At 37.4% G+C, this 19,912-nt stretch carries 17 protein-coding genes and 4 pseudogenes; 6 read left to right on the top strand and 15 right to left on the bottom strand.

All coding sequences use genetic code 11. From position 1 onward, the window contains the following. Window positions 1-43 precede the first annotated feature (43 nt). The gene (locus DXA18_RS00885; RefSeq protein WP_118382275.1) at window positions 44-601 is read left to right on the top strand and encodes a biotin transporter BioY; all 558 of its coding nucleotides are present in this window, start codon (window positions 44-46) and stop codon (window positions 599-601) included. 205 nt (window positions 602-806) lie between these two features. Here DXA18_RS00885 and DXA18_RS00880 read toward each other — a convergent pair whose 3' ends face one another. From DXA18_RS00880 to DXA18_RS17575, 7 genes and pseudogenes are all read right to left on the bottom strand, one after another. Further along, entirely contained in the window at window positions 807-1,157 is a 351-nt protein-coding gene (locus tag DXA18_RS00880) for an arsenate reductase family protein (protein WP_118382274.1), read from the bottom strand. A 659-nt stretch (window positions 1,158-1,816) separates the two neighbouring features. Then, window positions 1,817-2,853 (bottom strand): annotated as a pseudogene (locus tag DXA18_RS00875) (virulence RhuM family protein). A 295-nt stretch (window positions 2,854-3,148) separates the two neighbouring features. Then, window positions 3,149-3,496: a 5-methylcytosine restriction system specificity protein McrC gene (locus tag DXA18_RS15935; protein WP_243006986.1), complete on the bottom strand. Its 348-nt coding sequence runs from the start codon at window positions 3,494-3,496 to the stop codon at window positions 3,149-3,151. A gap of 472 nt (window positions 3,497-3,968) precedes the next feature. Next, window positions 3,969-4,304: a DUF3784 domain-containing protein gene (locus tag DXA18_RS00860; RefSeq protein WP_118382273.1), complete on the bottom strand. Its 336-nt coding sequence runs from the start codon at window positions 4,302-4,304 to the stop codon at window positions 3,969-3,971. A gap of 40 nt (window positions 4,305-4,344) precedes the next feature. Next, entirely contained in the window at window positions 4,345-5,106 is a 762-nt protein-coding gene (locus DXA18_RS15730) for an LEM-3-like GIY-YIG domain-containing protein (protein ID WP_199665523.1), read from the bottom strand. A 60-nt stretch (window positions 5,107-5,166) separates the two neighbouring features. Then, window positions 5,167-5,391 (bottom strand): helix-turn-helix domain-containing protein, encoded by a 225-nt coding sequence (locus tag DXA18_RS00850; RefSeq protein ID WP_048926296.1) that lies wholly within the window; start codon window positions 5,389-5,391, stop codon window positions 5,167-5,169. Window positions 5,392-5,542: 151 nt separating this feature from the next. Then, window positions 5,543-6,249: pseudogene (locus DXA18_RS17575) on the bottom strand (TOTE conflict system archaeo-eukaryotic primase domain-containing protein). A gap of 395 nt (window positions 6,250-6,644) precedes the next feature. Here DXA18_RS17575 and DXA18_RS00840 point away from each other — a divergent pair. Then, entirely contained in the window at window positions 6,645-6,830 is a 186-nt protein-coding gene (locus DXA18_RS00840; RefSeq protein ID WP_028087235.1) for a hypothetical protein, read from the top strand. Continuing rightward, on the top strand, window positions 6,823-7,431 hold the full coding sequence (locus DXA18_RS00835) for a GNAT family acetyltransferase (protein WP_118382272.1): 609 nt from the start codon (window positions 6,823-6,825) through the stop codon (window positions 7,429-7,431). The genes DXA18_RS00840 and DXA18_RS00835 overlap by 8 nt, the downstream gene beginning before the upstream one ends. A 47-nt stretch (window positions 7,432-7,478) precedes the next feature. Here DXA18_RS00835 and DXA18_RS16290 read toward each other — a convergent pair whose 3' ends face one another. Further along, the gene (locus tag DXA18_RS16290) at window positions 7,479-7,613 is read right to left on the bottom strand and encodes a hypothetical protein (protein ID WP_278337051.1); all 135 of its coding nucleotides are present in this window, start codon (window positions 7,611-7,613) and stop codon (window positions 7,479-7,481) included. 91 nt (window positions 7,614-7,704) lie between these two features. On the opposite strand from DXA18_RS16290, the pseudogene DXA18_RS15925 reads away from it, so the two are divergent. After that, window positions 7,705-9,833 (top strand): annotated as a pseudogene (locus DXA18_RS15925) (nSTAND1 domain-containing NTPase); the annotation flags it as partial. 37 nt (window positions 9,834-9,870) lie between these two features. Here the strand turns inward: DXA18_RS15925 and DXA18_RS00825 are convergent. The 3 genes from DXA18_RS00825 to DXA18_RS00815 are packed head-to-tail and all read right to left on the bottom strand — an operon-like array spanning window position 9,871 to window position 12,470. Further along, entirely contained in the window at window positions 9,871-10,743 is an 873-nt protein-coding gene (locus tag DXA18_RS00825; protein WP_118382271.1) for an ATP-binding cassette domain-containing protein, read from the bottom strand. A 3-nt stretch (window positions 10,744-10,746) separates the two neighbouring features. Beyond that, window positions 10,747-11,403 carry a transporter gene (locus DXA18_RS00820; RefSeq protein WP_243006982.1) on the bottom strand — a complete coding sequence of 219 codons (657 nt, stop codon included), beginning with the start codon at window positions 11,401-11,403 and terminating at the stop codon, window positions 10,747-10,749. Continuing rightward, window positions 11,400-12,470 (bottom strand): ABC transporter permease, encoded by a 1,071-nt coding sequence (locus DXA18_RS00815; protein WP_118382270.1) that lies wholly within the window; start codon window positions 12,468-12,470, stop codon window positions 11,400-11,402. Before DXA18_RS00815 ends, DXA18_RS00820 begins: the two co-directional genes overlap by 4 nt. A 150-nt stretch (window positions 12,471-12,620) precedes the next feature. On the opposite strand from DXA18_RS00815, the gene DXA18_RS00810 reads away from it, so the two are divergent. Continuing rightward, complete coding sequence (locus DXA18_RS00810; protein ID WP_199665522.1) at window positions 12,621-13,838, top strand: IS3 family transposase; 1,218 nt, start codon at window positions 12,621-12,623, stop codon at window positions 13,836-13,838. A gap of 108 nt (window positions 13,839-13,946) precedes the next feature. On the opposite strand, the gene DXA18_RS00805 is transcribed toward DXA18_RS00810, so the two are convergent. Both DXA18_RS00805 and DXA18_RS00800 read right to left on the bottom strand, forming a co-directional pair. Continuing rightward, entirely contained in the window at window positions 13,947-15,125 is a 1,179-nt protein-coding gene (locus DXA18_RS00805; RefSeq protein ID WP_118382269.1) for a sensor histidine kinase, read from the bottom strand. Then, window positions 15,113-15,787, bottom strand: coding sequence for a response regulator transcription factor (locus tag DXA18_RS00800; protein WP_014080778.1), 675 nt, complete (start codon window positions 15,785-15,787; stop codon window positions 15,113-15,115). The genes DXA18_RS00805 and DXA18_RS00800 overlap by 13 nt, the downstream gene beginning before the upstream one ends. Before the next feature lie 194 nt (window positions 15,788-15,981). Between DXA18_RS00800 and DXA18_RS00790 the strand changes: the two are divergent. Next, window positions 15,982-16,563, top strand: a pseudogene (locus DXA18_RS00790) (MobQ family relaxase); the annotation flags it as partial. A 58-nt stretch (window positions 16,564-16,621) separates the two neighbouring features. On the opposite strand, the gene DXA18_RS00785 reads toward DXA18_RS00790, so the two are convergent. Together DXA18_RS00785 and DXA18_RS00780 are read right to left on the bottom strand one after the other, a co-directional pair. Next, window positions 16,622-19,171, bottom strand: coding sequence for an ABC transporter permease (locus DXA18_RS00785; protein ID WP_118382268.1), 2,550 nt, complete (start codon window positions 19,169-19,171; stop codon window positions 16,622-16,624). Window positions 19,172-19,185: 14 nt separating this feature from the next. Beyond that, the gene (locus DXA18_RS00780) at window positions 19,186-19,866 is read right to left on the bottom strand and encodes an ABC transporter ATP-binding protein (RefSeq protein ID WP_118382267.1); all 681 of its coding nucleotides are present in this window, start codon (window positions 19,864-19,866) and stop codon (window positions 19,186-19,188) included. Between the last annotated feature and the right edge of the window lie 46 nt (window positions 19,867-19,912).

The following is a 19,912-nucleotide window of genomic DNA, read 5'->3' as shown; positions in this document are numbered from 1 at the left end:
CTAAAGTAACATAAGAATAATAAAAACGAAACGGAGAATGAAAATGAATCTTAACAATACTCAGGAATTACAAAAAAATAAAACCTATGCCTTGACAGCAACCGCTCTAATGACTGCTGTCACCTGCATTCTCGCACCATTATCTGTTCCAATCGGTCCGGTGCCAATATCACTTACCAATTTTGTAATTTTCCTGTCTCTCTATTTGTTAAACTGGAAAAAAGGAACTTTAAGCCTTCTGATCTATCTGTTACTCGGACTTGCCGGTCTTCCTGTTTTCTCCGGATTTGCCGGTGGAATCGCTAAACTCGCCGGTCCGACAGGCGGATATATCATCGGCTTTATCCCAATGGCAATTGTTGCTGGTATAATCATTGACAAATTTCATCAGAGATGGATTCAGATACTTGCTATGATTATCGGAACAGCAATCTGCTATGCATTCGGAACCGTGTGGTTCTGCTTCCAGTCCGGATATACCGTAGCTGCTGCTCTTGCAGTCTGCGTCATTCCATTTATCCCGGCTGACCTGATTAAGATCGTTATTGTAACAATAATCGGACCAATGATACGGAAAAGATTAGGAACTGTAATTGAATAGTCCCCCCTTATAGAAAAGGTGGATCTGCCGAATATTCAGCAAATCCACCTTTTCTTGTTATTATCACTTTGTATTTTCATCATTCGTAATAGGCTGCTCTAGATACAACAGCCGCCAAAATAACAGCCATGCCAACTATCTTTTTCATATTTTTGCCCATTCCTTTAAAACTCCTGTGCTTTTGTTTCTATCTTTCCATTATTTCTTACTTTATTTTTTCTTCCCACTCAGCTTCTTTGAACCCCGTAACGACAAGATCATCACCCACTACCAACGGACGTTTTACCAGCATTCCATTGGTGGCTAAAAGCTTCAACTGCTCGTCCTCACTCATAGTCGGGAGCTTATCTTTCAGCTTCATCTCTTTGTAAATCATACCGCTGGTATTGAAAAACTTCTTAAGCGGCATGCCGCTCTTCTGATACCATTCTTTTAATTCTTCATATGTTGGATTCTCCTCAACAATATGACGTTCCGTATATTCAATCTCGTGACTGTCCAACCATTTCTTTGCTTTCTGGCAGGTTGAACACTTAGGATACCAAATAAATAACATATCAATTTCCTCCAATCCGTAAATCACTTTGTATTTTCATCATTCATAATCGTTGCTTTTACAGAATTATAATCAACATTCAATGTGATATCTTCACCCGGTGTAAGTATGTATACAACTATAAAACTTCCTAGATTTTTCAAGACTTTTAGAGCATTTTAAACCGAGCTTTCCGCAAGGCTTCTTTAATAATTTTAACCTTACAAAAAGCCTGGAAATACGCCACTTTTCAGCACTTAATTTTATTTTCCTGACAGCAAACAGACCGTCTCAACGTGGCTCGATAGGTCCAGATTGATGTCGGTCATCTGGAACCTATCCAGACCAATATGGCATGTACTAAAATATCTCCGTTTGTTCGCGGAAACATATCTACAAATTCTGTAGTAAAAATATCTTGATACATTCCGCTCTCCATATCACAGCCTAAACCTCGCCCGTCCACGGAAAAAGTTCAACTTTTTTATTTGTTTCTACTATTATAGTGATTCCAACATAAAAGTCAAATCTTGCGAGGAACCGCCATCGCCTCAACCTTGTCCGTTCTTCCTACAAAAACAGGTCAACAGCTATTTTTCGTCCTAACTGATAGCCAGGTTTCCATGCACTCGACCTTATCATACCTGAAAATCTAGCATTGAAAGAGAGAACCGATCCTATTACTTCTTCGCATTCTCTTCCAATTCCAGCATGTATTTATCAAAATCAGACATGAACAATCTGTCCTGAATAACACGATACTTTTCAAATTCAGTCTCCGCTTTTGCCTTTGCAATCTCTGCTGTAATCTTACCTACATCCTGAGGACCTCTCTGTCATCTGCCATCAGGAATAAATCCAGACGCTTTGCCCAATCCTCCATTGTCATCGGAATGTGACGTTCAGCACGATCCTCTGCCAGATCTAAATACGCTGAAACAATACGCTCTAATGAACGCATTTCCTGATCAGAAAGATAATTTTTTGCAACAGTCACATCACTTTTTACAATCTTGCCTTCCGGTGCTGCTGCCCATGTAGTTAATCCCATATGTGGCTTATCTGCATCGGCTCGCTCATAAATCAACTCCGCTGCTGTATGTCCATGAACCGCATAATGCATCTTGTTCTGCACCTTGGTAAAAAACTGCTTTGTCGTTTTTGCTGTGCGGTCATAATCAAGAGCTGTAGCATAGATGTCCGTTATCTTCTGATAGAATCTACGCTCAGATAAACGGATCTCACGAATCTGCTCAAGCAAACGATCAAAGTATTCTGTTGTAAGAACGGAGCCACCATTTTTCAGGCGTTCATCATCCATAACCCATCCTTTGATGGTATAGTCCTTTGCAATTTGATTAACCCATTTACGGAACTGCACCGCACGCTCAGAATTGACCTTGAATCCAACAGCAATGATCATCTCTAAGGAATAGTGATTTGTGCTATAGCTTTTTCCGTCAGCGGCAGTTATTCGAAATTTTCGAATAACTGAATCCTCCTGTAGTTCGCTATCCTCAAATATTCTCTTAATATGATAATTTATAGTGTTAATGCCGACATCGTACAATATGGCCATCATCTTTTGTGTCAGCCATATATTCTCATCCTCATAGCGCATCTCAATACTGTCCTGTTGATCGCCGACCGAGGCAACATAAGTCAGGTATTCCGCTGCACTGGAACGGATGGTTATTTCATCTTTTTTCTTTTTCAATAGGAGGTCTCCTTTTTGTTGCATCTCATTTCACAATTGAAAATCACACCAAATTTAATAACTTTAATATGCCTTTGTTAATCCAGAAAAATGTGACTCCACAATTCTATCCATTTGACTAGCAATCTCAGCAAACGGTAAATTCAAATCAAGCGTCTTAACACTTATCTGACTACCATGCATCTGATACAAATTATTTGAATGAAGAGTATGTTTATCATACTGTACCTGTGTTGTGTGACTGTAGTATTTTGCCTCAATTATGAGTACCGTATTTCCATGCAGCAAGTGAATATCACTTTGCATATTTTGCTTGCGCTTTTCCGTTTCGCAGAAGAAGCATCACTGTCGTTTTCAGGATTTGGTTTAATGTGTTGTTTTCTGACAGCTCATCAAAATCACAGGTAAGCACTCTTTCATGTGCCAGCTTGTTTTTTATTGTCCCTGGCATGTTTATTTTACCACGCATAACAGGCAGCTCTTCCTGACGACTTATGTATTCTCTGTAGAGTCCCTGCTTCGGCTGCAACCCTATGCCTTTTGCTAGGATTGCAGCCAGCAGATTATACATTTCATCAAAAGACTCCACTGCAACATCATCGTATGTCTCTTGATTCAACGTCTGAAAGGCATAAGAAAGCATGTGATAAATATTATTGATTAGAATACTTTTATCCTTTAACGCTTGTTCACCTTCATCTTTGTTGGTACTCTATATGCTGATAGATAATAATTCACCCGCAGAATAATCCCCCACATAAACAACATATATAGTGTTGCTATCTTCTGATAATACATCGTCGTATATCTTTGCTTCAAATCCGCTCGGAATGCAGAAATCTAAATTTCACTGTCTTGCAGATGCTGGCACTGTTCTGATATAAGCATCTTCCATTACTTCTCTTGGTGCAAGCATACCTTCCCTTTCTGCGTGAAATGGTGTTATACGAATTGTCAAATCACTACTGTTAGGATAAAAACATATACTCCCCATCCTCTTTATCGTATTCGCCTTGCCAGTTATCTGGCATAGAAATTTGCCAATCAAAGAGTAATTTATAAGAATTCATGTTGCTCCTCCGACTCCCGATTTCTCAGTTTCAAAAAACATAAATTTATTTTAACAAATATTTTTCAAACGCTTTGTAAGTATCAAAGTGAACCTCTTTGAAAAATAAGATGAGCCAAATGATAAAAGCTAGAACAGCCATATATGGACTTAAAAAATAAGATAGCACTGCTCCAATTAGCATTATGCCAGCCCATGTAAAACATTGATTTCTTATATCACGAGAAATATAAGCTTTATCATACAATGCCTGCTCTTCTTTCGACAACGAATTGAATCCCGAAACAAATTTTGCTGCTTTTTCCTTTAAAACCGCAAATAACACACCTATAATCACAAATAGTATTGCCAAAATTATACATGACCAAAATCCTGTATTCATAATACATTCCTCCTTATTAAATATCGATTTGTCAATTTCATTAAATATGAATTTTATCTTTCTCCAGTGGATACAGATATGTAATTGGATTCTGCGCCGACTGATTTAATTTCAGTCCAGCTATCGACTTTCCAATGTAGAACGATTCATTCTCATCCAACGAAAATCCTTGCTCATATCTTTCATCCACAAAGAATAATCTATTTTCAGTTTTCGATGTAAGAACGATATCCTGTCTTGGAAGTCTGTTCTTTGCCTCTTTACATGCAAACCATTCTGACGGCTTATATACTGCCACAATCAAAGAATTGTAAACACCGAAAACATACTCAACTGTTTTAACCTTTTCCTTTGATGCTCTCCAAACACCACGAACAGCATCATATAATACCTTCTCATCCATACCTCTCTTGTAGAGTCGGTTTATTTTGATAACAAGGATTCTGTGCCTGATGTCTTTTTCTTCAAGTTCAATGGCACCGTTTATTCTTGCATACTCATCAACCAATAAAGCCTCTGCCGAATGATGCCCAGCAACAATGTTTGTCAGTCCCGCATCACTAACATAGTTGAATGCATTGATCAGTGATGCCTCTGCAGCAAATGCCTCTTCTTCAGTTAAGTTTGAATTTATAATAATCTTTTCAACTTCAAGTCTGGCATCCTTGATATCTGCGATGGTCTTCAGCTTCTCACTATCTGGACTGACCAAGCTTTCTTTTTCATGCTCAAATACTCTGTTTTTCGTGCCTTTTCCAATATAGAAGATTTGCTTTGTGCGCGGATCTATGAGTCCATACACATAATAATCTCCAAGTGAAAGAAGGCTCTTCTCTGAAAATCTATCCGTAGAAATCACCACCTATTCGTTACTCGTTTTTATCTGCTCTCCGTCTGGGAAGATAAACGACTGCTCAAAGGTAACACCCATGACATCAGCTATCAGCTTTAACTCCTCAAGAGTCACAGTATCTCGTTTCAGTTTCTTACCAAAGTTCTGTGGAGTCTGACCTATCCGTCTGGCAAGTTCCGAAACGCTTATATTCTTTTTATTACATAATTCTTTAATCATATCGGATGTTTTCATCTTAATCCTCCATGTCTAAAATGCACCTCAACTTGTTATATTATAAACCAAATGGTTGATATTTTCAATCCTATCACAGTTACACTTTGTATATTTTCTATGAACGACAAAAACACCCTGCATTGCTGCAAGGTGTCCGTATCATATTCAATTATCTCTTAAGTTCAAGTGTCATACCGGATTTGAATTCAAAGATAAGCTTATCATCAAAGACGGTAATCTTCTCAATGAGTCTTCTTACCATCTGCTCATCGTATTCAGTCACTCGGCTTGACTGTGTCTGCAGGAACTGTCGCATCTCTTCGATTCGCTTTTTTAACATTTCCCGCTCGGCATCCTTGGTTACAACTGCTGCCTTCTTTGCAAAGTCCGTAACCTCTGCTCCTTTTTCGTGATTATCAAAATCAAATACAATAAATCTGCATGTACCATTTGGCAATAAAGGATATACACCTATTACATCTGATCCATCTTCTTTTGTGCCTAACAAATGAGCAATTATTTTTTTACATCCAGACTTATCCATTTAGTATTTTCACATTCATCACAAAACACTTTCTCTTTACGTTGTTTAGGGCAAAGCCGGTCATTCCAACAATTCGCACATTGTGGAAAATAGCCCCCATTCTTTCCTCTTCTGGCATATACATCTTCTCTTCCCCAAAACATAGAAAAGAAACGTATTGCCATTTTCTCTGTAATATACGGTGGATTTACAATACGATCCCCTTGATCCAGGTCATATTCTTCTGCACTTTCTATTTTTTCTTCAAAAGGATTCACCTCTTCATAGGAAATGCCTGCTTTCTTCAATTTATCTTTTAATATCTTGTTCTCATATTCAAGCAACCTAACCATCTTTCTCAATGAATCTGCATCATATGCCTCTATGTTCAAACCTTCCACCTACAATTCTTATTATTTTGTAATGTAACCTTCACTTTATGTCCCAACCTTATTTCAGTACTCGTTCCAACTATTTTCAATACTTATTTTTCTTATTGACGCACTTCTCTGTCAATCGTATAATTAAGTTAGATACAGAGTATTTCTGTTATCAAAATATATTGTCTGCCCACCATTGGCGACTTATAAATGATTGGCTCGAAAATATTGTTCGCTTACCGGAAGCGTCTAATAAATGTCCGGCTTGAATATTATTTAAAAATTATTTTTGTTTTCGATATTGTATTTTTATCACACATTACATATACTATAAATACACAAAAGCCAGAAAAAAAGGAGGTGTTAGTATGGCTACTTCAAGTATTACTCATAATTTTGTCGTATCCAATCCAAACAGCGTAAAGCGTTTTGTCGCAGCAATTGACGAAGCCGACCGTGACCGCACACCAAAGCAGACACTTCCCGGACGTCAGTTAACGAACCCACAGGAAATCTTAGCTTTAATGTCAAAAAGGAAGAAACAACATGTCTGATAAATATTTTACCGTTAATATTCGGGCATATTTGGATAAAGACGAACCGACATATATCGGAGAGGAAATTCTTTACGACTTACTCTCCGATTTTTCTTGTCCCAAAAATCCCGATGTAGAATACTTTTTATTACATAATGCAATTGAATTTACGAAAAAAGATCAATCCATCACTTATCTGGTCTTTGATGCCGAAGATGCTTCATTGGTTGGCTATTTTTCCCTTACAGTAAAGCCAATTTCTGTCCGGGCTTCAAATATCAGCAAAACAATGGCAAAGAAATTGTCCCGTGTCAGTATCCTGGATGAAGAAACACAATCCTATACCACAGCAGCTTACTTGATTGCACAATTAGGAAAGAACTATTCTCTTCCAAAGGAGAAACGAATCCCTGGAAATATTCTACTGGGATTTGCACTGGAAACCATATCCAATCTCAAATATTCCGTAGGCGGCGTTATGGAGTTTCTTGAATGCGAAGATAATGAATTTCTTCTGAGCTTTTATACACAGAATCATTTCAAGCCATTTGATACTCGTATTACCGCTTCCCAGAATAATGAGCCACACACTCTGCATCAGCTTTTAAAATTTATTTGATTTAAAAATACACGAAAACAGCGACAGTCTGATTTACATTTTGTATTTCAGGAAACTGCCGCTTCTTTTTCTTGCTTATTCTGTTTTTCTTCCTCCAACTCCCAGAGGACTTCTTCGCCGTACTTATCAATCATCCGTACCAGAAAATCAATGCACCGCTCAAATTCAATATTCTGTTGCATAAGCTCCTCCCGTCATTGTTTTAATCTGAGCTTATTTTACAGAACCTGCCGGAAAACCACATTGAATAGAAATTGATTGTAAATTGACACAATCAATTTAAAAATATCCGCTTACTATTCCAAGCCATCCAATCAGAAAAAATTAGCCCATACCATCCACCAGAATCTTCTTCCACTGATGTCTGACTGTAATATGGCTATACAAGATATTTACACTTTATTCATTCAGGATGACAGCATCTCAGATGCGAAAAAGAAAAATCTGACTCCCTTATATAAACCAGCCAGTTCAAGACTGCTGTTTCTTGCAAAACTGATTTCTTTTGGCATGGAACGCCAATTCATCAAACGTAATACCAAAAATCAGAAGCTGCTCGCCGGAGGCGCTTTATCCCCCATTGTGCTGGATTATATTATGGACAGTGAGGTTCCGAAACCATGCCGTCATTTTATCGGAAGAGATAAAGAACTGGAAGAATTATATACCATGCTTGAGGAAAACCGTCATGTTTTTCTTTGCGGAATCGCCGGAAGCGGAAAAAGTGAACTTGCCAAAGCCTACGCAAAGCGGTACATAAAGCAATACACCAATATCCTTTATGTAGAATATACCGGCAATCTTCATCAGGATATTACTGACATGGATTTTATTGACGATTTGCCGGAAAGCACTGAACAGGAACGGTTTCAAAGACATAACCGTTTCCTGCGTTCCCTGAAATCCGATACTCTGCTTATCATAGATAATTTTAATGTCACTGCGACACAGGACAGCTTTCTGTCAGTAGTATTAAAATATCGCTGCCAGATTTTGTTTACAACCAGAAGCAAACTGGATGAATACTGTACTCTGCCATTAAAAGAAATAGAGGATATGAACGCTCTCTTCCAGCTGGCATCAGTATTTTATTCAGAGGCAGACACGTACCGGGCAACAGTTGAAAAGATCATCGAAACTGTTCACTCTCATACTTTTGCCGTGGAACTGGCAGCAAAACTTCTGGAAAATGGAATCTCGACTCCAGACCAGTTATTAACAAGACTTCAGGCGGAAAAAGCATCTTTCCATAACGAAGATAAAATTAAAATAATCAAAGATGGACAAAGCAGCAAAGCCACCTATTACAATCATATCCATACGCTGTTTTCTCTATACACTTTATCTCTTAAACAGCAGGATATCATGTGTAATCTATGCTTTCTTCCTTCCACCGGTATTTCTGCCCGTATATTTGCCAAATGGCTGGAACTGTCCACACTAAATGAAATCAACGATTTAATTGAGACTGGTTTCGTTCAGACAACAACACGTCGCACTATCTCTCTGCATCCGATGATTCAGGAAATCACTCTTTCAGAGACAAAACCATCTGTAAGTAGTTGCCACACATTGCTGGATTCTTTACAGCACATATGTTTAATGCATGGAATGGAAGTAGATTATTACAAAAAGCTATTTCAAACAATAGGAAATATCTTAGATCTGATTGAAAAAGATGATATGCCAAAGTATCTGCTTTTTCTGGAAAATGCATTTCCATACATGGATAACTATAACTATCACAAAGGTATGAAGGGAATCATTCAGGAACTGAAGGTGCTGTTAAAGACAAAAAGCATTGGCACCGACTCTGACCGGGCGTTATTACTGGATTTTCAGGCAGCCCTTGAAACCAAACCTGAAAAAGCAATAAAACTGGAAAAAGATGCACTTGCCCTGATTACAGAAATTACAGAAGATAATACTCATCTTGTTTCCAATCTCCATTCAAATCTCGGAGGTCTTTACCGCATGAACGGTTATCCAGATCTTGCAATGGAACATATGGAAAACGGGCTTTTTCTGCTTGAACAATACAATTTACTTTATACCCATGACGGTATTCCTCAGACCACCAACTATGCTATGGTTCTAACAGAACAGCAGGCACCGGAAAAAGGAATCTCCGTTCTGCAAAAATTATCAAAAAGCATAAAGGAATATAACTCTGATTGCTGTCTTGATTACGCTACAGTACAAGAACCCCTTGGAACCATCTACCTGATGACCGCCAATCTTTCACACGCCAAAACACATTTTAAAAAAGCTTTCAAAATATATGAAAAGATCTGGCTGATGAGCCTGAAATGATTGAAGCAAAATATCTGGAGATTCAGGAGTTATATCCACAGATTGGATTTTCCATTGGAAAAACTCTATCCGGTCTTTTAACAAAATAAGTACAATTTACGGCGGGCAATTTGCCCGCCGTTATATTCAACTATTCGTCAAATAAATATACGCATCTTCCAAAGTGATATCATTATCCAGGACACAATTCTCATTTGGCTTTCCTTTGCTTAATACTTTCATATGAATTCCATTTTCTACATACTGCTTAGATGAAATAGAATAATTGGCTTCTAACAAACGGGCCTCATCTGCATTTTGTACCGTACAATTCCAAACACAGCCCTTTGCATTTTCCAGCAATCCACTCACGCTTCCGGAATATAAAAAATTTCCTTTTTTCATAATGGCAAGCTGTGTACAGGTTGCTGCTAAATCTTCTACTACATGAGTGGAAAACAGCACAGTTCTATCCTTTGAAAAATCAACCAGAAGATTGCGGATCCTAATCCTTTCTTCCGGATCTAACCCGGTGGTAGGTTCATCAATAATCAAAAAATCCGGATTATTAAGAAGTGCCTGTATGAGTCCGACACGTCTCTTCATACCACCAGATAATTGTCGCATTTTTTTATTCTGATGCTCTGTAAGAGAAGTCTTTTCCAGATAATAGGTAATTCTTGGTTCGAGGTCATTTCTGGATACTCCTGACAGTCCTCCCATATATACAAGACATTCTTTCACCGTAAGATTCGGATATAAGTCGATTTCCTGTGGAAGATAACCAATCTTTTTCTGTATTTTCTCATAATTTCCCTCGTTATACAGAATTCCATCAAGGGAAACCATTCCTTCCGTTTGTTTTAAAACGGTTGTAAGAACCCTCATCAAAGTGGTTTTTCCAGCACCATTCTCACCCAAAAGTCCGTAAATTCCCTTGGGTATTTCAAGAGATGCCTTATTTACTGCAACTACACTATTTTTAAATCTAACTGTTAAATCATTTATTCTAATACTCATAATCTATCCTCTTTTCTTTAAAGCCATTGGTAATACTGCAAATAAAAACAGCCCCGTTATAAAAGACACAAGCGTTCCATAAATCCAACTCTCGGACATTAATTGAGTAGGTTCACAAAAGCTGAAAGAAAACAATCCCAGATTTCCGAAAAATGAACTTCCCGCTTTTGATATAAGTCCAATGACAATTCCAAATAAACATCCAATACCTGCCCACATATTTCGAAGCAATGTACACAAAATCACAGTGCATATACTCCAAAGCCAGATAGTTCCAAACATTGCAATGAAATATAAAAGAAATATCTGAATACCCGAAATGCCTTCGTTTACACTGCCCGGTTTTTGCCAGAAAAACAAAACATATCCAACACAAGAAAGTATTAATAAATATAATATTTGAACGCCCACTCTCTGCGATATTACTTTTAACTGCTTTTTTTGATCATACAAATGAAATACATCGGCACGCTTACTTTTTACTTCCATCAAATATGTGTCACTACAAAAAATAATTGTTAAAAATGCTATTGGAGACTGAATTGCTGAACCGATTTCTTCATAGTATATAATCGGATGAATAACACACAATATCAGTATAAATGCACATGAATAAAAAATCTTATATAACGACAGGCAGTTTTTTAGTTCCGTTTTCAATGAACCCTCCTCCTTTTCCAGATTGTAACAGAAATACATACTAATATAACTGATGAAATTACAAGAATAATCTGATTTATGTTTGACATTTTGGCTACATGTGTTTCAAAAAATCTGCCAGGGAATCGCACCATAATAGAGAACGGTCTCATATAATAAATATCATTCTTCATGGTCAGCATATTTGAATATATAATGTGTAAAAACAAGATTGGTGCTGCCGGAAGCGGATTTTTAAATATTAATGCTGTAATTGTATAGACACAACATATCATCAAAAGATTCGGCACAATATAGATCAGAGAATTCACGCAAAAATCAATTGGTGTTACCGGAAATCCCGATTCTAAAGACGTTTTCAAACACAGCATAAAGAATATAACATTCAAAATCACTAATACTCCCAGCATACTAATGAATCCGCTTATTACTTTCCCGCCTATATATTGAATTGCCGTAACAGGCTTTGTATGTAATAATTCATAGGTACTTTTTCGTGTATCCTGAATAAATAAAAATGATAGCAAGACTGTTGAAAAAAAGGCCATATGCAATCCTGCAAAATCCGTGAACTTTTTGGCAAAGTACCAGGAAAAAGAATGTTCGGATAATTTCTGTTCGATATAATGATTGATTTCTTCTGCTGTCCCCTTATGAATTTCAAGGTCTTCATAAGCATATATTGCGTTATAATAGCCATATTGGGATTCCAGGAACTCAGAAGCAGTCTTTACATCCATATTCTGAATTTCTTTCATTACATGATCTGCTTCCTGCCTGCTAAATCCAAAACCATTTTGGGAGGTGTCCATTAACGTCTCTTTGATCGTATCTTCCCACTCCCTTCTTCTTTCTTTATCATCAGATGTGGGAATGTACCCATCCATGACATCGGCATCTTCCAATTCTACATCATTTTGTGTGACCTGTTCATTCTGTTTGATATAATGAATTTGCAAATACGGTGACAGACATTGATACATACTGGCAACTATAATAATCAAGCCAATCCACAAAACAGGGTTCTTTAAATAATCAAGTATACTTCTTTTTATGATTGTTTTCATTGTATCTCTTCCTTTCTTTATTTCTTTAACAACATCATACAAATCAATTCTCAATAAATTCACAACAAAAAAAGACTAAAACCACTTTATTTGATATGCTACCCTCATATAGGACAATGAAATATAAAAGTCCTATATGGGGGTATTTTCATGTCCAGAAAAAGCAAAATTGATCCAATAGTAAAGGTAAAAATAGTTGAGCAATATCTTGATAGAGAGATTGGATTGGGTCAGGCAAGTAAAAACCTTGGAGTCGCTTACCAGAGTATTAGAAAATGGATTTCTATATACCAATGCAATGGACCAACAGGTTTACTTAATCAACCCAAAAACAAAAGTTACTCAAAAGCACTAAAAATATCTGCGGTAAATGATTATCTTAATGGAGCTGGTTCTCTTGATGATATTTGCTTAAAATACGGAATCCGGTCACACACACAACTTTTAAAGTGGATTCAGGTGTATAATTCTGGTGGAATATTAAAAACATCCACTGGAGGTGCTTGCATGAAAAAAGTAAAATCAACGACTCTTGATGAGCGATTAAAAATAGTTATGAAATGCTTGGCAAATGATAAGAATTATGGAGCAATGGCTTTGAAATATCAATGTTCTTATCAACAAGTTCGTAACTGGGTAAAACGATACGAAGAAATGGGAAGTAAAGGTCTGGAAGACCGCCGTGGTAGACGAGTCGGATCATTACCAAGTCGTACACCTGAGGAAGAATTACGTGATAGAATCGTTGAGCTTGAAAGAAAAAATCTTGATTTACAAATGGAAAATGATCTGTTAAAAAAAGTCAGAGAACTAGAAAGGAGGGATCACATTGCCAAAAACTATTTACATCGAGATTTTCATGCGGATAAACCGAATGAGAAATGGCTCACCGATGTATCCGAGTTTAAATATTACAGCGGAAATGAAGTGCACAAGATATATTTGAGTGCTATTTTAGATTTATACGATCGAAGAATTGTAACTTTTAAAATAAGTGACCATAATGATAATCCATTAGTTATGAATACTTTTGATGAAGCAGTTTGCTTGGAACCTGATGCACATCCGCTCTTCCATTCTGATCGTGGATTTCAATATACAAGTGCACAATTCTGCACCAGGTTAAAGAAACATCATATGAAACAAAGTATGTCCAGAGTTGCCCATTGTATTGATAATGGACCGATGGAAGGGTTTTGGGGGATTCCAAAACGAGAAATGTATTACTGCCAACATTTCAATGATAGAACTACCTTAATTGCAGCTATAACCGATTATATCCATTATTACAATAACCAACGATTGCAAAGAAAGTTAAATGTGATGACACCAATGGAATATCATGATCAATATATAAAAGCAGCCTAAAAATATCGCCAGCCATAAATCGGCTGACGATACAAAAATTTATTATTTTTTATTGTCCTATTGACAGGTAGCACACCATATTTGTGATTTCAGCCTTATAAAGTATTTTTATTCAGCTTTAAAAAGAGCTTCTACATGGGCACCGCCTTGTCTGGCATTATATATTTTCAAATTTCCTCCGTGCTTTTCACAGAAAATACGAGAAATATACATACCAAGGCCAAAATGCTTTAAATCATCTTGTGGATTCTTATGATAAAATGGCTCTGTTACTTTTTCCTCAGTATCCACAAATCCTATTCCATCATCTTCAACAGAAATTACAAGAAAACCATCCTTTTTCTTTATCTGCAAAGCAATACTTTTTTGTGCATATCGAACTGCATTTTCCAGTAAGTTGTCTATCACTTCCATGACAAGTTCCTCATCCACTTTCACAATGTTTTGTTCCTGCGCTCTTTCTACCTTACATAATTTACTTTCCTTCCTGGACAGCATGGCAGCTTCTGCCTCAATCTTTTTTGCCAGTTCCGATAATTCTATCTCTGAGCATTGCAGTTCCCTCTGTTCTAAATGGGACATTTTTCTCATGTTTTCCGTGAAATGCTCTATACGGTCAATCTGATACATGCCTGTTTGCAAGATATCAATAACATCCTCTGTTTTTATACTCTCAGCAGAAACAAACTCTAAGAGCATTTCCTGATACCCACGCAATATGGAAAGTGGAGAACGTATATCATGTGCAATTGCATTCCGCAAAGCCTTCTCGTCATCAATCATTCGCCACACCTTTCTGTTGTTATCTGCTAAAGCACTTCGCATCATTTCAAATTCTTTACACAAAGTTCCCATCTCATCTTTATTTTCATAGGACACATGAAAATCCAGTTCATTATCTGCAATCATTTGTGAGGCATCTTTTAGTTCCTGTAGAGGTGTCTTTAACTTATTTTTATAAAAAAAGAATACCGCAGCAACACTCCCAACAATCGAAAAAATCAGTACCGAATATGTTTCCATAAAGTCACACATTTCTGAAAGATAATAGTCCAAACGGTTCATCTGCGATTGATTAGGTCTTGATATCTCAATCTCGTATTTCTTTCCATATTGCTGAAACACGTCCGTATAATCTGCATAATCAATATATTTTTCCCATATTTTATTCTGCATATTTCTTGCAAAATGAACTGTAAATCCAGATAACAGAAATGCTGCCGTTAAGCTGATCACAAAATAAAGCAGAATTGTTTTTTTCAGTGACAAGTTTCTTATTTTTTCCATCGGTATCCAATCCCCCATACAGTTTCTATGTATTCTTTTTCTGAATAATCCGCTATTTTTTTCCTTATACGCCGTACTAATTCCGTTATCGTTCTACTATCCCCTTCCGCATCATATCCACAGACTTGTGCATATATACGTTCTTTATCAAACACCTGCCCTGGATGCATGGATAAGAATTCAATAATCTGATATTCAATTTTTGTGAACTCCATCCTGTGTCCAGCTATAGCTACTATTTTTTCAGAATAATCAATCAGCATTTCATCCATGAAACGGTATTCCGTTTTTTGTTGATGCCTTTCTTCCCTCTTTATGTTTGTGACAATCCTTGCTTCCAACTCCCGAAGACTAAATGGTTTCGTAATATAATCATCCCCACCCGAAAGCAACCCATTAATTTTATCATCTTCATCAACTCTTGCTGTTAGAAACAAAATCGGACATAACACTTTACTACGTATCAGACGACATACTTCAATCCCATCCATACGTGGCATGTTGATATCCAATAAAATAATATCCGGTTTCATTTTTATTTTATTTAATGCTTCCATTCCATCTGTAGCCGTAATGGTTTCATATTGTTTCATATTAAAATAGCTACAAAGCATTTTCACCAATTCTTTATCATCATCGACAACTAAAATCTTGTATTTCATCCAAGCCACCTCCAGTATCCATATTATACGATAAAAAACAATGAAATCACAACCAGAGTACATGAAGAATGTAAGCACAATATCTCTTTTTTCTCAATTCCAGCTCAATTTCCACTCAATGCCTTTTACCTCCGATTTTCGTATGCTTATCTCACAGCAAACACCGTCACGCCAACCGGAATCAAAGCCTATGAAGAGCTAAAGTTACGGAACGGAAAGAACTGAATGTGCAAAAGGATAAAACCAGTATTTTGAATCCCATCCAGCATATAAAATTGAATCAGCAGCTTACAACTGTTACCGAAGAAATTGAAGAACTGAAATCAAGGAAAGAGCAGCTAATCTTCCAGGCACAATGCTCTACTGATAAAGATATGATGAATCTATCCAAGAAATATGACCAGATGAATAACAATCTTGATATTCTTGATTCTCAGGACATCTCCCTTAAAAAACAGCTTGAAAAAGACGCCGCTGCTTTCCGGGAAGAAAAATTTCGTCCTGATCCAGAACAATACACAGAATTGCTGGACACCAGAATCCAGATACGTCCTGATTTTCGGGATAAGCTGATCGAACAGCTCAAAGGTACTTTCGGTAAATATTATGACTATCACCGTCGTGATATTGCAGCCAATGAGGTGGATTATCTCAATGTAGAAGATCCTGATGTCTTCTCCCATCGTGCATGGGAACTTAAATATCAAAGAGAACAGGAAATACGGCGAAATCAGCCTGCTCGGACTAAGAAAAAGTCATATGATATAGAATTGTAATTTTCTAAAAAAGGCGCATGGATCCATCAAATCCATACGCCTTTTTTACACATTGTTATTATTCTTTCCGAATCCTTTCAACAATGCTTTCCCGACTCATCTTTTCAAACTGATACTTTGGTATCACATACGCAATCCCAACCAAAATTGGAATCATAAGCACACATGGCACTATCGTAAGATGCAGCCGGAAGAAAAATGCTGTACCGAGCGTATTTACTAAAATTTGCTTTGCTCCAAACACAATTAGCAATACTGCAATCACAAATGCGCCTCCCAAATATAGGAATCCCTCAGCCACCAACATTTTCGATATCTGCTTTTTCGTCATTCCCACAACTTCCAAAAGTGCCAGTTCTTTTTTTCTGCTAATTACAGAGGTTGCTGTTGTATTAAAGAAATTCATAATACCAATAAAAGCTAAAATAACGACAAGAAAACTACCGATCATATAATATTTGCTGACATACCGCTGAAAACTCTCTTTCATGTCCAATACAGAAAACACATTGATCATATCATTTTCTTTCAAAATATTTTTATCAATGTATTCTTTTATCTGCTTGTCCTCGCCCTTCTTTGCATCAATGGCAGCATACATGGCTGATTCATTTCCTGTCTGGGTGATATACTCCTCTTCGGGAACCAATACCGTGATATAGATACAGTCCGCATACGGATAATCCAATGCATATGGCATCAGTGCTTCTCCGATGACTTCGTAATCTTTTTGGTTTCCATTTTTGTAATCCATCTGAAAAATATCCCCAGTCTGATAATAAGAAACCGGATGCTCTGCATATTTATCACCATAATCTACAAGCACATAATTTCCGCTTTTAAATGTATCCCAAGAGCATTTTTCCCCTCTCCATTCTAATTTGTCAAACACCGACTCGCTGATTCCGAGAAAATGAACACTTACTGTATTGGAAGCCTTTGCCTCTTCCCAAACCTGTTTTTCATAATCATTCCAGTTTTTTTCACATTTATCTGCGAATGCTTCCCATGTTTTCAGAAGTTCCGGCTCCATCTTGTTGGTTTCCTCAGAATAATACACATATCCTGTCTTAGCACTATCAGGACATTCGTCCAGAATCTCTTTGATTTCAGGTGTAATACCGTTGAAATTCGTATTTAACAAACTTCCCGTCATCTGATCCAGTTGAAAATCGGAAGCTAAAAGCACTTTTCGGTAAGAATCAAAATCATATCCCTGCACCAGCATCACGATACAGTTGACAACCACCATAGAAAGAGCGATAGAAAGCATAACAATCAATCCCTTTTTCCAATTTCGTAACACATTTTGAACTGCCATCCCCCACCAGGTTACAGAAGTATTCTTTTTTATTTTCCTATGTGACTGCTCTCCTTCTGCCAAACGCAGAGCTTCCACAGGCGAAACTCTTTCCACCATTTTACAAGCCTGCAGACTGGAGAGATACACCGTTAAAAGTGTCAAAAGCGCTGCTGCAAGAAAAATCAAAGGATTTGCTGATACTACTGTCTGAGCAGTCTGTCCTGCCTGTGCACTAATTTCAGCATCTGCTGTCAAGGACGGAACCATACAAAGACCTGCAAGATAACCACAAAGCAATCCGATTGGAATACCAATAGCTGATAATCTCCACGCCTGCATACGTACAATTTTTTTCAACTGCTTTCCCGTTGTTCCCACATTCTTTAACAATCCGTAAGCCCGGATATCCGTTTTCACAGAAATGTTAAAGATATTATAAATAATCAGGTATCCAGCTAATATAACAAATAGAATCATTATAATTAAGGATGAAAATGAAAATGAATCTTCTTCAAAGAGATTATATGCCGGATTGACTTCCATTCCTGTCCCAGCTTTCGTAAATCCCGCTGCTTTGGATATCTTTTCCGTTTTCTTTTCCAGATTCCAAAGGTTCTTGTACCAGACAGAATACTCTTTCCCTCCATTGTAGATGCCATTTTCTAATTCTTCCTGCGTAACAGGATAACGATTCTCCTTTGCATAGGCTTCGGATACCCAGACCATCTGACCTAAAACAGCTTTATCTCCTTGCCAGAATCCACATATCTTAAACGTATCTGTCTTATATTGTTTCAGCATGGGATTTACTTCCCAGGTCAGCGTTACTTCTTCCCCAATCTTTGGTGTAACACCCAAAGATTCCAATATCGTGCTGCTAAGTGCTACTTCATTTTCTTTCTCCGGCAGTCTTCCTGTAGTTGGCAGACAGTTAAAACTTTCTGCCATATTTTCATCTGCATATCGGACCTCTACGGAAAATCCAAACCGCTCGTCCATTCCAGCTCCCAGAAAAATACCGGAACCATATCGCTTAACATCTTCACTCTGTTCGATTGTTTGCTGCAATCGCTTTGCATCTTCTTCTGACAGATTCTGTGCAATGGCATGGGCAGAATCCATAAACTGCTTAATTTCTGTTGCTCTTTTAGAAAGAATCATAGATACACTTCCCACAAAGAGACTTGTGAATAAAAGGGAAGTCAGCATGATTGCAATAACAGCAATAACATTCCTGGCGCGATTCATTTTCATAAAACGCCTCGTTAATAATCGTAACGTCTCTTTATTCTCTACTTTTACCATAAAATCGCCCCCTGCTATACCAGACCACTGTCTGAAACAATTTTTCCATCTTCTATCTGTAAAATCCGGTCTGCCATCTGGGCAATCTCTTCATTATGGGTAATCATAACGATGGTTTGGTGAAAACGCTTACTGGTTACTTTCAGAAGCCCTAATACGTCCTGACTTGTTTTTGAATCCAAATTTCCGGTCGGTTCGTCAGCGAGCAAAATAGCAGGTTTTGCAGCTAAAGCCCTTGCAATTGCCACTCTCTGCTGCTGTCCACCGGATAGAGCACTTGGCAGATTTTCCAATTTTGTCCGAATACCAAGTGTATCAATGATTTCGTCTACATATTTCTTTTCAATCTTTTTTCCATCCAGCTTCACAGGAAGAATAATATTTTCCCATACATTCAGCATCGGAACTAAGTTATACTGTTGAAATACGAAACCAATATTCCTGCGTCGGAAAATGGTAAGCTCTTCATCTGTCATATGGCTTAAGTTCTGTCCATCCACAATTACCTGCCCAGATGTTGGATTATCTAATCCTCCAATGATATGAAGCATCGTAGACTTTCCGCTCCCGGAAGTTCCAACAATCGCTACAAACTCCCCCTTTTCCACTTCTAAATTTACACCATCAATGGCTTTGACTTCTGTTTCTCCTTGTCCATATATTTTTTGTAAATCTACCGCTTTTAATATATTCATGTCTTCCTCCCTGTCTTATATTTTAAAAAAGCCTGTATTGCTCTTT

The sequence above is a fragment of the Dorea sp. AM58-8 genome (assembly GCF_003464045.1).
GTDB classification, from domain to species: domain Bacteria; phylum Bacillota; class Clostridia; order Lachnospirales; family Lachnospiraceae; genus Claveliimonas; species Claveliimonas ammoniilytica.
Note: the sequence above shows the minus strand (reverse complement) of the source record. Positions and strands in the feature narration are given on the sequence as shown.